The sequence below is a fragment of the Collinsella tanakaei genome (assembly GCF_021531055.1).
Classification (GTDB): Bacteria; Actinomycetota; Coriobacteriia; order Coriobacteriales; family Coriobacteriaceae; genus Collinsella; species Collinsella tanakaei_B.
Genome location: NZ_JADYTL010000001.1, coordinates 210806 through 223571, shown reverse-complemented (window position 1 = coordinate 223571; position 12766 = coordinate 210806). Strand labels below are relative to the sequence as shown.

Below are 12766 nucleotides of genomic sequence, written 5' to 3'. Positions count from 1 at the left end.
GAAGGGATGCAACATGGCTAAAGATTCGAGCTTCGACGTCGTCTCCCAGGTCGACATGCAGGAAGTCGATAACGCCTATCAGCAGTGCACGCGTGAGATCTCGCAGCGCTATGACCTCAAGGATTCCGGTGCGCGCATCGAGCTTTCCAAGCCCGATAAGCTCCTGACCATCAACGCGCCTGCCGATTTCGTCGCCCGTCAGATCATCGACGTGCTGAACGGCAAGCTCGTCAAGCGCGGCATCGACCTCAAGGCGGTGTCCTGGGACGCTCCGCAGGCCGCATCCGGCGGTACCGTGCGCGTCGTCGGCCATATCGTCGAGGGTATCGACCAGCCGACGGCGAAGAAGATCAACAAGGACGTGAAAGACACCAAGATCAAGGTGAAGATCACGATCGAAGCGGACAAGCTTCGCGTCTCCTCACCCTCCAAGGACGCTCTACAGCAGGTCATCCAGTTCTTGCGTGAGCAGGACTACGGCCAGCCCCTGCAGTTCGTCAACTACCGGTAATCATCGATTGAAAGGCGAAAGCCCCGTTTATGGATGCTTCACAACACGCGATCCTCTATATCACGCTCGGATGCGCTAAAAACGAGGTCGATACCGACCGTATGCGTTCCCTGCTGAATGCCGCCGGCTATTCCGAGGCGCAAGATACCGATGAGGCCGATCTCGTCATCGTGAACACCTGCTCGTTTCTCGCCTCTGCCACATCCGAGAGCATCGAGACGACGCTGTCGCTTGCCGAGGATGTGCACGATGGCGTACGCGAGGTTCCGATCGTGATGTGCGGGTGCGTTCCCTCCCGTTACGGCGACGATCTTCCCGGAGAGCTTCCCGAGGTCGCCGCGTTCGTCAGGGCCGACGAGGAGGACGGCATCGTCGCGGTCGTCGACGAGGTGCTGTCGTGCGAGCGCACGCTGCCTGCCCATGTTCCCGACGTCAAGCGTACCGTCGAGGGCGCTGTCGCCTACATCAAGATCTCCGACGGATGCGACCGGTTCTGCAGCTTCTGCGCGATTCCCTATATCAGGGGACGCTATCGCTCCCGGTCAGCCGACTCGATCCTATCGGAAGTGCGCGACCTGGTCGCCGGAGGCGTTCGCGAACTCGTCCTGATCGGGCAGGATACCGGCATCTGGGGTTCGGATTTCGATCAGGATGTGCCCGGTCCACGCACGCTTGCGCAGCTTCTGCAGCGCGTCGCCGAGGCCGTGAGGCCCGAGCGCGTGTGGGTCCGCGTACTCTATCTGCAGCCCGAGGGCATGACCGATGAGCTTATCGCGACGATCCGCGATACGCCTGAGGTCCTGCCGTATATCGATATCCCCGTCCAGCATTGTAGCGAGCGCGTTTTGCATGCGATGAACCGCAGCGGTTCGGAACGTGAGCTCGAAGCTCTCTTCGCCCGACTTCGTCGCGAGATCCCCGGCATGGTGATCCGCACGACCTATCTGGTCGCCTTCCCGGGAGAAACCCCTGAGGAGCATGAGGAGATGCTCGCGTTCATGGATCGGGAGGGGTTCGACTACACGAGCGTGTTTGCGTTCTCATGTGAGGACGGCACGCGCGCCGCGAAGATGGCCGACCAGATCGATGAAGACGAGAAGCTCGAGCGTACTCAGGCTGCCGTCGATCTTGCGGAGGCGCTCGGATTCGCCGCCACCGCCGCGCATGTCGGCGAGGTCGCCGAGGTCATCGTCGACGGTATCGAACAGGCCGATGACGGTCCCGAGCTGATCGGCCATGCGTGGTTCCAGGCGCCCGACAGCGACGGCGCCGTGCATCTCGATGCTGCCGAGGCGTGCGTCGGGGATATCCTGAAGGTTGAGTTTACCGACAGCTTCTGTTATGAGCTGATCGGTCATGTGGTGGAGTAGGCGAGGTATCGTGAGCCAGCAGCAATCGTCGCGCCGTGAGGGCGATCCTGGGATTTGGACGCCTGCGAATATCGTCACCTGCGTGAGGATCGTGTTCATCCCGGTCTTCATGATCCTGTTGTATCTATCGTATAGCGGGGATTCCACCGCGCCTTCGCCGGTTTTGGCGTTCGCGGCGTTTCTCCTCTATGTCGTCTTGAGCCTAACCGATAAGGTCGATGGCTATCTGGCGCGTTCGCGTCACGAGATCACCGATTTCGGCAAGTTCCTCGACCCGATCGCCGATAAGCTTCTCGTCTTTTCCGCGCTACTGCTGCTCATGGACATGGGGTACGTCAACCTGTGGTTCGTGTTCATCATCTTGGTCAGGGAGTTCCTGGTCAGTGCCCTGCGCATGGTCGCGAGCGCGGCTGGTGTCGTCATCGCCGCCGATAAGCTCGGCAAGGCCAAGACGGCGGTGACCATGGTGGCGCTTTGCGGCTACCTGCTCTCTTTCGCGCTCACGGCGCTCTTTGCCGGAAGCGGCGTGAGCGGTTTGGTCCTCATGCTGAACATCGTCGCCGATGCGCTGATGATCGCAGCCGTGGTGCTGACCGTCGTCTCGGGTGTGCAATATCTTTGGAACAGCCGAGACATCATCACGTCGTAGGGGAGGGGTTCATGGGCGACTCGCAGCTGGCCGAGTGCCTTTCCGGCAGCGCGTCCGATGTCGTACGTGCGTTTTCCCACTCTGGCCTGACGATCGCCTGTGCGGAATCGCTTACCGCCGGGATGGTCAGCTCCACGATCGCCGATGTGCCCGGTGCATCCTCGGTGCTCCGTGGTGGTGCGGTCACCTACGTGAACGAGATCAAGGAGCGTGTCCTCGGTGTTTCCCGCGAGTCGATCGAGCGCTACACCGAAGTCTCCCATCAGGTTGCCCGAGAGATGGCCAGGGGTGCCCGGGAGCTGTTCGGCTCCGACGTCGCCGTAAGTCTGACCGGGTACGCTGGCCCCGGCGGCGGTACCGAGCTCGATCCGGTCGGTACCGTCTATCTGGGAATCGCCGACAAGCAACATGTCAGCTCATGGCGTTGCACCTTCGATGGGGATAGGTCCTCCGTTCGCATGCAGGCGGCCGCCGAAGCGCTCGAGCTCTGCCTTGCGTGGATACGTTCTGTGGAATCCGCGTGACCGGACGGTGCGTTCCGCGCTCGACGTCACATCCCGTGACCGCCTCCTCGTTGCCGATGGATTCTTTGTGCCATAGGTAGCTGGAGTCTTGTTGATGCCGATCGGTAGGCATGCCGTTTGTCGGCATCGTGTCAAGTCCCTGTCGGCGTCTAGCTGATGCCTCTTGGAACGCCTGTCGGTTCCCACCGTTAGGATTCAACGTATAAGGCTTGACTGCGAACAGCTGTTCGCTTATAGTCGTGATGGTTTCAGTTCCAAGGAGGATATCCCATGGCAAAGAGTTCCGCCCCGACCAAACAGGTTCATGAGCGCACCTATGGTGCCGAGCGCGATAAGATGATCGAGGCCACGAAGGCAGACATCGAGAAGAAGTTCGGTACGGGTTCCATCATGCGATATGGTGACGGTGGCCCGGAGCTCGAAGTCGAGGCGATTCCGACCGGTGCCCTCGCGTTAGATGCCGCCCTTGGAATCGGCGGCGTGCCTCGCGGCCGCATCATCGAGATCTTCGGTCCCGAGTCTTCCGGTAAGACGACGCTCTCGCTCGAGATCCTCGCTGAAGCTCAGGCCGCAGGGGGCGTCGTCGCTTTCATCGATGCTGAGCACGCGCTCGATCCCGGGTATGCCGCGCGTATCGGTGTCGATATCGACGAGGTGCTGATCTCTCAACCGGATACCGGTGAGCAGGCACTTGAGATCTGCGATATGCTCGTGCGCTCGGGTGCTATCGACGTGGTCGTCATCGACTCCGTTGCCGCGCTCGTCCCTCGTGCCGAGATCGAGGGCGAGATCGGCGACTCGTCGGTCGGTCTCCAGGCGCGCTTGATGAGTCAGGCCCTTCGCAAGCTTGCCGGCTCCCTCGCTAAGTCCCGTACCACGTGCATCTTCATCAACCAGCTTCGCGAGAAGATCGGCGTGATGTTCGGCAATCCTGAGACTACGACCGGTGGTCGCGCACTGAAGTTCTTCTCCTCCGTGCGCATCGATATCCGTCGTGTCGATAGCATCAAGAGCGGCACCGAGATCGTCGGCAGCCGCGTTCGTTGCAAGGTCGTCAAGAATAAGGTCGCCGCTCCTTTCAGGACCGCCGAGTTCGACATCATGTACGGCACCGGCATCTCCAAGGAAGGTTCCATTCTCGATATGGGCGTCGACTACGAGATCGTCCGCAAGTCCGGTGCGTGGTACACCTATGACGCCGAGCGCTTGGGTCAGGGCCGCGAGGCTGCCAAGGAGTTCTTACGCCAGAATCCCGCACTGGCCGACGAGATCGAGCATAAGGTCCGTGTCGCCTGCGGTCTCGATTTCGAGGACGAGCCGACGGGGGAGGCAGTCGTCGCCCCCGAAACCGATGAGGCGTAATGGACGAGTTTGATCAAGAACCGGGTAAACCCGACATCGATGCGATTTCCATCGATGTCGGGTTGCCCGATGCCGCGGCTCGGGCACGCGCGGCGAACTATGGCAAGAAGCCTATGGCTGAGGTCGCCGTTGAGCTCGATGACGGTACCGTGTATCGAATCGTCGTTCCCGTCCGCGTCGGTCATCTGCTCGATGATGCTGCCGTTGCGCTCCCGCAGTCTTGGCATGATGCGTTTGACGCGATCCACGAGCTTGAATATCGTGTTTGCGTCGCGCAGCTGACCGACCTTCTTTCCCGAAGGGATTATGCCGAGGGCGAGCTTCGCCGCAAGCTTAAGACCTACGGTTATCGCGACCAGGAGATCGAGCGAGCGCTGGAATACGGTCGAGATCACCGTTTCGTCGACGATCTTCGCTTCGCGGAGTACTTTATCGCCGAGCGCGTCCGTCGTGGATGGGGCAAGCGACGCGTGGAACTCGAATTACAGCGGCGTGGTATCGATGTCGATGCGATCGAAGGATACCCGGAGCGTTTCTTCAACGATGAGGACGATCTTGCGCGCGCGTGCAAGATCTTGGCATCGCGACCCGTTCCCACGACGCGCGCCCATGAGAAGTTCATCCGGCATCTCGTGTCACGAGGTTTTTCTTACGCGATTGCCCGTGAGGCAGCTTCGTCGGTTCTCTCCGACTAGACTAAACCTGTCCGTTTACGCACGTCGATATACCGATCGTCCGTTTGTGTATTCATCGTAGTGCCGTTATGGCCGTTTGACATAAGTCGATGGTAAACGTAGGATAAAAACGTCATTTGTTATGTGATATGCGCTCATCATCGATGAGATTGATATTGGATACATTCATTTCATATGGGGTGACCATTCCCTAGCAAATGTCGGGTGCTGTCCGTTTTTTCGGATGGTGCCTTTCTGTTACTTGAAACGTTATGAAGGAGTAATCTAGCATGGAATTCGTAATCGGTATCGTGTGCCTCATCGTAGGTGCAGCCGGTGCCGCTTTGGCCATGCGCAGCGCCAAGAACGGAAGCCTGAAGCAGGCCGACTCGAAGATCGAGTCCGCGCATGCCGAGGCTGAACGTGTCATCGGCGATGCGAAGCGGGCGGCTGAGACCTTGAAGAAGGAAGCCCTGCTTGAGGCCAAAGAGGAGATCCTCCAAAACAAGCAGGCTGCCGAAGCCGAAGAGAAGCAGCGCAAGCGTGAGCTTCGTACGCTCGAGAACCGCGTGATGCAGCGCGAGGAGTCCCTCGACCGCCGCAACGACGCGCTCGATAAGCGCGAGCATCAGCTCTCCAGCCAAGCTGGTCAGATCGAGAAGCGCAGCCGTGAGCTTGACGAGCTCGTCGCGAAGCAGACCAGCGAGCTCGAGCGCATCTCCGAGCTCACCCGTGACGACGCCCATCGAGAGCTGCTCGACAAGGTTCGCGGCGAGGTCACGCATGAGGCTGCGGCCATCATCCGCGATTCCGAGCAACAGGTGCGCGCCGAGTGCCATAAGACCGCGCAGGAGATCATCTCGCTTGCTATCCAGCGTTGCGCTGCCGACCACACCGCCGAGGTCACAGTGACTTCCGTGCACATTCCCTCCGATGACCTCAAGGGTCGCATCATCGGTCGCGAGGGACGCAACATCAGGACGTTCGAGCAGGTGTCCGGCGTCAACCTCGTCATCGATGACACGCCCGAGACCGTCATCCTGTCGAGCTTCGACCCCGTTCGCCGCGAGACAGCCCGCGTCGCTCTCGAGAACCTCATCGCTGACGGCCGTATCCATCCGGCCCGCATCGAGGAGATGTATCGCAAGGCGTCCGATCTAGTCCAGCAGCGCGTTCGCGAAGCGGGCGAGCAGGCGGCTTTCGACACCGGCATCCATGATCTTCATCCCGAACTCGTCAAGACGCTCGGTTCGCTGCGCTATCGCACCTCGTTCGGCCAGAACGTGCTTCAGCACTCCATCGAGGTCTCCGAACTGTGCGGCATCATGGCCTCCGAGCTCGGTGTCGACGTCCGGATCGCCAAGCGGGCGGGTCTACTCCACGACCTCGGCAAGGCCATCGACCATGAGGTCGAGGGTCCCCATGCGGTGATCGGTGCCGACCTCGCTCGTCGGTATGGCGAGAAGCCGGCGATCGTCCATGCGATCGAAGCGCATCACGCCGATGTCGATCCCAACTCCGTCCTCGCCGTTCTCGTGCAGGCCGCCGATGCCATCTCCGCCTCTCGTCCCGGCGCGCGCCGTGAGTCGGCTGAGAACTATATCAAGCGCCTTGAGAAGCTCGAGCAGATCGCGAACAGCCATGATGGCGTCGAGCGCACCTATGCCATGCAGGCGGGTCGCGAGGTACATGTGATGGTTCAGCCCGATAAGATCTCCGATGCCCAGGCGACCGTTCTTGCGCACGATATCGCCCATCAGATCGAGGACGAGATGGAGTATCCCGGTCAGGTGCGCGTCGTCGTGATCCGCGAGAGCCGCGCCGTCGATATCGCGAAGTAACGACGATGGCTGATTCATCCGGGCTCATCTCGTTCATCGCTTCGATGTCCGGCGAGGGAACGCTGCGTGTCGAGGAAAACCTCGGTGAGGGGTATGTCCGGCTGCGCGTTTCGGAAGCCGAGCGCCGTCAGGCGAAACATGATATCCAGCATGTCGAGGATATCGTCATCGAGATGCTTCGTAACGCCCGCGATGCCGGTGCCACGCGAATCTATCTTGCTATGACGAAAGAGGAGGGTGTTCGCACCCTCCTCTTTCTCGACAACGGTAGCGGCGTTCCAGCGGATATGCACGACCGCATCTTCGATGCCCGCGTGACATCCAAGCTCGAGTCCATGAAGATGGACCGTTGGGGCGTTCATGGTCGCGGCATGGCGCTGTTCTCCATTCGTCAGAACGCGCAGGAGGCCTTTGTCGTCTCCTCGGCGCCCAAGCTCGGCTCGTCGTTCAAGGTCGTCGTCGATACCTCCACGCTCAAGGAGCGTGCCGACCAGTCGAGTTGGCCTTCCGTTCAAAAGGACGAGGAAGGCCAACTCGTATGCGTGAAGGGCCCGCACAATATCAACCGTGCGGCTTGTGAGTTCGCCTGTGCCGAGCTTCATGGATGCGATGTCTATCTCGGGTCGCCGACCGATATCGCCGCCACGCTCTTCGCGCACGCCACGCGCTCGGTCGATACGTCCACCTTGTTGTTCCTCGATGACGTGGAGCAGTTGCCCGTCGTAGATAGATTGGGCAGCGCTGCTGACGCCGCGCATTTCCTCTCGATCGCTTCCTCCATCGGGTTGGAGATCTCCGAGCGAACGGCTCATCGTATCCTGTCCGGATCGATCGCACCGCTTCGCAGCGTCGCGTCGCGTGTCTTGCGCGAGCGCACCCATATGGCGCGACCGCAGTCCGCGTCGGTCGATCTTGATCGCGATCGCCGCGGACTCAAGATCGCCCGCGATGATATCGAACGGTTCTCTCGCGCCGTCGAGCGCGATTTCAACGAGCTCGCCGAGCGATACTACCTCTCGCTTACCTCTGAACCGCATGTTCGCGTCACGCGCGACCGCATCACCGTGACCTTTGATATCGGAAAGGAAGAATAGCCCTTGTGGCTTCGGCTCCGATGGGCTACATTTACTATAACTTTGCCTAAACGATGCTTATATGCAGGAGAATCGTAGCATGGAATTTCTGAAAGTCTCCAGCAAGTCGTCACCGGCTTCCGTCGCCGGCGCGATTGCGGGTATGGTCAAAGACGGTGTGCCGGTCAACATCCAGTGCGTCGGTGCCGGTGCGGTCAATCAGGCGATCAAGGCGATCGCCATCGCACGTGGCTTTTTGATTCCCACGGGTTTCGATATCTCCTGTGCACCGGTGTTCTCGGATATCCTCATCAACGGTGAGTCCCGGACCGCGATCAGGCTCGCCATCTATGTCCATAGTCTTTCCACGCATAGCGGCGATGCATTCGATTTCGACCGCACGGACGATAACCTTCGAGTCGGGTAGGGTATGCAATTCACTCATCTTCACGGTAAAACGTATTTCATCCGCACCTTCGGCTGTCAAATGAATATGCATGATTCGGAGCGCGTATCGGGTCTTCTCGATTCGTGCGGTTGTCTTGAGGTCGCAGGGCCCGAGGATGCCGATATCGTCATTTTCATGACCTGCTGCGTTCGCGAGGCGGCCGATACGCGTCTGTATGGCCAGTGCTCTTCGTGCAAGAGCCTTCCGCCGGCTCCTTCGGGGCGTCGCGTCGTCGCCGTCGGAGGCTGTATCGCCCAGCGTGACGGTTCCGGCCTGCTCACGAATCTCGATAACGTCGACGTCATCTTCGGTACGCACTCGATCGCCCATGTCGCCGAGTTGATCGACGCCGCATTTGACGATGGCGAACATCATGTTCGGTGCGAGGAGACCGATAGCGAGGCTGCGACGACCATGCCGTGGCATCGTGCCGAGCAGTATCGTGCTTGGGTTCCCATCATGACGGGTTGTAACAATTTCTGCAGCTACTGCATCGTTCCCTACGTTCGCGGCCGGGAGAAGAGCCGCGCGTTCGAGGAGATCGTCGATGAGGTGACCGGTCTCGTGCGCACCGGCGTCCGCGAGATCACGCTCCTCGGCCAGAACGTCAATTCGTATGGACGCGACCTGTTCGGCTCCCCGCGTTTCGCCGATCTGCTCCGTGCCGTCGGCGAGACCGGTATCGAGCGCATCTTCTTCACGTCCTCGCATCCGAAGGACCTGCTACCCGAGACGATCGATGCGATGGCCGATGTCCCTGCCGTCATGCCCCAGCTCCATCTTGCCGTACAGTCCGGTTCCTCTCGTATCTTGAAGCTCATGAACCGTAAATACACCCGTGAGCAGTATCTGGATCTTATCGACCGCATCCGCGACCGTATTCCTGGCATCGCGCTTTCCACCGATATCATCGTCGGTTTCCCAGGTGAGACCGAAGAGGATTTCGAGCAGACGCTTTCTCTTGCCGAGCGCGTCGGGTATGCTCAAGCGTTCACGTTCATCTATTCCAAGCGCGCAGGCACCCCTGCCGCCGAGATCGTCGATGATACGCCGCGCGAGGTCATCCTCGATCGCTTCAACCGCTTGGTGCACGTAATCGAGGATAGCGCGTACGCGTTCAACCAGCATGATCTGCATACGACCGTTTCGGTGCTCGTCGAAGGCTCCTCTAAGAAGGACCCTTCCATGCTGCTCGGCAAAAGCCCTAAAAATCAAACCGTGCACGCACCTATTCCCGATGGATATTCGATCGATGCGCTTATCGGAAAGATCGTGGATGTCTCGGTCGACCGCGCGAGGACGTGGTATCTCTCCGGTGACGTCGTGAGCGATCCACGATGAGGTTCGACGAAGACACATCTTCGTTGCCCGGACCCGTCGTTGTCGTCGCAGGCCCGACTGCTTCCGGGAAAAGCGCTGTTGCCGATCGTGTCGCGTTGGCGCTCGGTACCGAGGTTATCTCCACCGATGCGATGCAGGTGTATCGCGGTATGGATATCGGTACCGCGAAAACCCCGGTGGGGGAGCGCCTGGTGCCGTTACGTATGATCGACGTGGTCGATCCGGTGGAGGAATACTCAGCCGCGCTGTTCCAGCGCGATGCTCGAGCATGCATCGATCATCTGCTTGCACAGGAGAAGATTCCCGTCCTGTGCGGAGGAACCGGCTTATATATCAAGGCGGCAATTGATGCCATGGAGTTCCCCTCAGGTGAGGTCGGTGGTGTCAGGCGTGAGAAATACGAGTTGATGCTCGACACCCTCGGCGCAGACGGGCTTCATGCGATCCTCGCCCAACGTGATCCCGAGAGCGCCTCGGTCATCCATCCCCATAACACCCGTCGTGTCGTGCGGGCACTCGAGATGCTTGACGAGGGCGTTCGATACGCCGAACAAAAGGCCCGCTTCTCCGTTCCCAAACCGTACTACCGCAGTCTTCAGTTCGCCTTGACCATGGATCGCGATCGGCTCTATCGTCGCATCGATGCCCGCGTCGACGCCATGGTGGAGCAGGGGCTTGTCGATGAGGTGCGAGAGCTGGTCGCACGGGGCGCCGGTGAGGCCATCACCTCTCGACAGGCGATCGGATACAAGGAGATCATGGATGCTCTTGAAGGGATATGTTCGCTCGACGAGGCGATCGAGCTGATAAAACTGCGCAGTCGGCGCTACGCCAAGCGACAGCTTTCATGGTTTCGTCGTGATCCCCGTATCGTGTGGATCGATATGGACGAATGCTCTGTCGAACAAGCCGCCGACATTATCATCCGTGCCGTTCGGGAGGGTTCCGCATGACGAGGTTCACCTTCTTATCCACCGCCATCGAGCCCGAGCGCGCGGTGCTCGTCGGTGTCGAATGGAGACGCGACAGTTGGCCGGTCGAGCGTTCGCTCGATGAGCTCGAGCGCCTTGTCGACACGGCGGGGGCGGTCGTCGTGGGCAGGATGACGCAGCGTCTCGAGCGTCCGGTTCCCAAGTCCTTTATCGGGTCGGGCAAGCTCGAGGAGCTCAAGTCCATGGTCGCTCGCCTTGATGCCGATGTGGTCATCTTCGATGACGATCTTACGCCCGCTCAACAGTCGCATCTGGAGCGTGCGATCGGCGAACCGACCAAGATCATCGACCGCACGGCGCTGATCCTCGACATTTTCGGACTTCATGCCACCACGCGAGAGGGCAGGCTCCAGGTTCAGCTCGCTCAGCTGCAATATCTGCTTCCTCGTCTTCGCGGTATGTGGTCGCATCTTGCCAAAGAACAGACGCGCGGTGGCATCGGAAGCAGATTCGGTCAGGGCGAAAGCCAGCTCGAGGTCGATCGCCGTCTCATCAGAAACAGGATTTCCTCGCTCCGTCGTGAGCTACGTGAGCTTGAGAAGCGACGCGGCGTTCAATCGAAGCGCCGCAGTTCATCCGATGCGTTTCGAATCGCGCTTGCCGGTTACACGAATGCGGGTAAGTCGACTATGTTGAACGCGCTGACCGGGTCGAACGTTTTGTCGGAGGACAAACTGTTCGCCACGCTCGATCCCACCACGCGTTCGTATACGCTTCCCGGCGGTCGCGCCGTCACCATCACCGATACGGTAGGCTTCATCCAGAAGCTTCCGCACGGACTCGTCGAGGCGTTTAAGTCGACGCTTTCCGAGGTTCTCGAAGCGGATTTGATCATCAAGGTTGTCGATTGCGCCGATACCGAGTATCTGCGCCAGCTTGAAGCGGTCGATCGGGTTCTTGAGGAGATCGGCGCCGGCGATCGTCCGACGCTCACCGTCTTCAATAAAGCCGACTTGCTTTCTGATGAGGAGGCGGATCTGTTTCGGCGTCGACATCCCGGCGCGTTGCTGTATTCGGCCTATACCGGACTGGGCACCGTCGAGCTTCTTGAGCGTCTTGTGCAGGAGGCTGCTGCTACCGATCGCTTGCTCAGCGCCGAGATACCGTATCGTGAGGGCGCTCTCATCAAGCTCGTCCATGAGCGGGGACAGGTCGTTTCTGAGGAGTACCTCGATACGTGCGTGCGCATCGTTGCAAAGGTCCCGCATAGGCTCGCGAACAAGTTGGAGCGATTCCGCACGGAATAAATCTAGCGTGAGATGAGCTCGAAGCAGGCGATGAGCAACGGCTGATGGATCACGTAGATTGCCAAGCTATGCCTTCCGAGCCACGAGAGAAACGGAATCGTATCTCGTTTCATCCAAGCGGGATATCCTGCTGGTCGCAGCTTGACGAGCAGTTTTGCGGCAAAGCTTCCCGCAAGGTACATGTATAGAAAGGGGATCGGCGGATAGTAATCTCCCGATGCAAAGCCGGGCCCCGGGAATCCAAGCCAGGAGAAACCAACGACATCGTATGTGCCTCGAGGAATATGCCACAGAAGCCCGAATAACGCGAGCGAGAGGATAAGACCGATTACCGGATTGATACGCTCGTGAACAGGGCGAATAAGCGCGTAGATGAGTGTGCAGAACCCCATGCAGTATATGATGCCGAAGCTCACGGGCGTATCCACCGATACGACACTTGTCGCCAACCATATGATGAACGCGAAGATGCCGTAGACGACAGCGCGTTTGAAGTTGTTTCTGGAAAGGGAGGTCATCCAACCGGCGAGCGCGAGAAACGTCCAACTGATCGTCGCGCGCCAAACATCCTGTATCACCGGATCGGTGAACCAGGGCACATGGAATCCGTAGATATACGCGGCATCATAGGTCGCGTGGAAAGCGATCATCGATATGATGACGAGGCCCCGGAGCATATCGAAGAAGGCGATACGCTCCGGAGCGGTACGGTCGTGCGTCGTCGTTTCGGACAT

The 12766-nt window shown here is 59.5% G+C and carries 13 protein-coding genes; 12 read left to right on the top strand and 1 reads right to left on the bottom strand.

Annotated features, from left to right (window positions below; all coding sequences use genetic code 11):
* The first annotated feature begins 13 nt into the window (after window positions 1-13).
* The 12 genes from I6E04_RS01045 (at window position 14) to hflX (ending at window position 12032) form a co-directional block, all read left to right on the top strand.
* Window positions 14-511, top strand: coding sequence for a YajQ family cyclic di-GMP-binding protein (locus tag I6E04_RS01045; protein ID WP_235421268.1), 498 nt, complete (start codon window positions 14-16; stop codon window positions 509-511).
* A gap of 29 nt (window positions 512-540) precedes the next feature.
* The gene (gene rimO, locus I6E04_RS01040) at window positions 541-1881 is read left to right on the top strand and encodes a 30S ribosomal protein S12 methylthiotransferase RimO (protein ID WP_235421266.1); all 1341 of its coding nucleotides are present in this window, start codon (window positions 541-543) and stop codon (window positions 1879-1881) included.
* Window positions 1882-1891: 10 nt separating this feature from the next.
* The gene (pgsA, locus tag I6E04_RS01035) at window positions 1892-2530 is read left to right on the top strand and encodes a CDP-diacylglycerol--glycerol-3-phosphate 3-phosphatidyltransferase (RefSeq protein ID WP_328225249.1); all 639 of its coding nucleotides are present in this window, start codon (window positions 1892-1894) and stop codon (window positions 2528-2530) included.
* Window positions 2531-2541: 11 nt separating this feature from the next.
* A complete protein-coding gene (locus tag I6E04_RS01030; RefSeq protein ID WP_235421264.1) occupies window positions 2542-3054 on the top strand; it encodes a CinA family protein in 513 nt (170 codons plus the stop codon).
* A gap of 270 nt (window positions 3055-3324) precedes the next feature.
* The gene (gene recA, locus I6E04_RS01025; RefSeq protein ID WP_235421263.1) at window positions 3325-4416 is read left to right on the top strand and encodes a recombinase RecA; all 1092 of its coding nucleotides are present in this window, start codon (window positions 3325-3327) and stop codon (window positions 4414-4416) included.
* Window positions 4416-5111, top strand: a complete 696-nt coding sequence (locus I6E04_RS01020) for a regulatory protein RecX (protein WP_235421262.1) — start codon at window positions 4416-4418, stop codon at window positions 5109-5111. Before recA ends, I6E04_RS01020 begins: the two co-directional genes overlap by 1 nt.
* Window positions 5112-5380: 269 nt before the next feature.
* Window positions 5381-6931 (top strand): ribonuclease Y, encoded by a 1551-nt coding sequence (gene rny, locus I6E04_RS01015; protein WP_235421260.1) that lies wholly within the window; start codon window positions 5381-5383, stop codon window positions 6929-6931.
* A 5-nt stretch (window positions 6932-6936) separates the two neighbouring features.
* Entirely contained in the window at window positions 6937-8025 is a 1089-nt protein-coding gene (locus I6E04_RS01010; protein WP_235421259.1) for an ATP-binding protein, read from the top strand.
* 79 nt (window positions 8026-8104) lie between these two features.
* The gene (locus I6E04_RS01005) at window positions 8105-8431 is read left to right on the top strand and encodes a stage V sporulation protein S (protein WP_235421258.1); all 327 of its coding nucleotides are present in this window, start codon (window positions 8105-8107) and stop codon (window positions 8429-8431) included.
* Window positions 8432-8434: 3 nt separating this feature from the next.
* Window positions 8435-9793: a tRNA (N6-isopentenyl adenosine(37)-C2)-methylthiotransferase MiaB gene (gene miaB, locus I6E04_RS01000; RefSeq protein ID WP_268830255.1), complete on the top strand. Its 1359-nt coding sequence runs from the start codon at window positions 8435-8437 to the stop codon at window positions 9791-9793.
* A complete protein-coding gene (miaA, locus tag I6E04_RS00995; protein WP_235421255.1) occupies window positions 9790-10746 on the top strand; it encodes a tRNA (adenosine(37)-N6)-dimethylallyltransferase MiaA in 957 nt (318 codons plus the stop codon). The genes miaB and miaA overlap by 4 nt, the downstream gene beginning before the upstream one ends.
* On the top strand, window positions 10743-12032 hold the full coding sequence (gene hflX / locus I6E04_RS00990; RefSeq protein ID WP_235421254.1) for a GTPase HflX: 1290 nt from the start codon (window positions 10743-10745) through the stop codon (window positions 12030-12032). Before miaA ends, hflX begins: the two co-directional genes overlap by 4 nt.
* A 2-nt stretch (window positions 12033-12034) precedes the next feature.
* Here hflX and I6E04_RS00985 read toward each other — a convergent pair whose 3' ends face one another.
* A complete protein-coding gene (locus tag I6E04_RS00985) occupies window positions 12035-12766 on the bottom strand; it encodes a heparan-alpha-glucosaminide N-acetyltransferase (protein ID WP_235421253.1) in 732 nt (243 codons plus the stop codon).

What these genes read in the sequence shown, in the direction of transcription:
- I6E04_RS01030 (WP_235421264.1), top strand. Translation starts at nt 2,542, where the DNA reads ATGGGCGACTCGCAGCTGGCCGAGTGCCTTTCCGGCAGCGCGTCCGAT.
- miaB (WP_268830255.1), top strand. Translation starts at nt 8,435, where the DNA reads ATGCAATTCACTCATCTTCACGGTAAAACGTATTTCATCCGCACCTTC.
- rny (WP_235421260.1), top strand. Translation starts at nt 5,381, where the DNA reads ATGGAATTCGTAATCGGTATCGTGTGCCTCATCGTAGGTGCAGCCGGT.
- I6E04_RS00985 (WP_235421253.1), bottom strand. Translation starts at nt 12,766, where the DNA reads ATGTCCGAAACGACGACGCACGACCGTACCGCTCCGGAGCGTATCGCC.
- I6E04_RS01010 (WP_235421259.1), top strand. Translation starts at nt 6,937, where the DNA reads ATGGCTGATTCATCCGGGCTCATCTCGTTCATCGCTTCGATGTCCGGC.
- I6E04_RS01020 (WP_235421262.1), top strand. Translation starts at nt 4,416, where the DNA reads ATGGACGAGTTTGATCAAGAACCGGGTAAACCCGACATCGATGCGATT.
- hflX (WP_235421254.1), top strand. Translation starts at nt 10,743, where the DNA reads ATGACGAGGTTCACCTTCTTATCCACCGCCATCGAGCCCGAGCGCGCG.
- I6E04_RS01045 (WP_235421268.1), top strand. Translation starts at nt 14, where the DNA reads ATGGCTAAAGATTCGAGCTTCGACGTCGTCTCCCAGGTCGACATGCAG.
- rimO (WP_235421266.1), top strand. Translation starts at nt 541, where the DNA reads ATGGATGCTTCACAACACGCGATCCTCTATATCACGCTCGGATGCGCT.
- miaA (WP_235421255.1), top strand. Translation starts at nt 9,790, where the DNA reads ATGAGGTTCGACGAAGACACATCTTCGTTGCCCGGACCCGTCGTTGTC.
- recA (WP_235421263.1), top strand. Translation starts at nt 3,325, where the DNA reads ATGGCAAAGAGTTCCGCCCCGACCAAACAGGTTCATGAGCGCACCTAT.
- I6E04_RS01005 (WP_235421258.1), top strand. Translation starts at nt 8,105, where the DNA reads ATGGAATTTCTGAAAGTCTCCAGCAAGTCGTCACCGGCTTCCGTCGCC.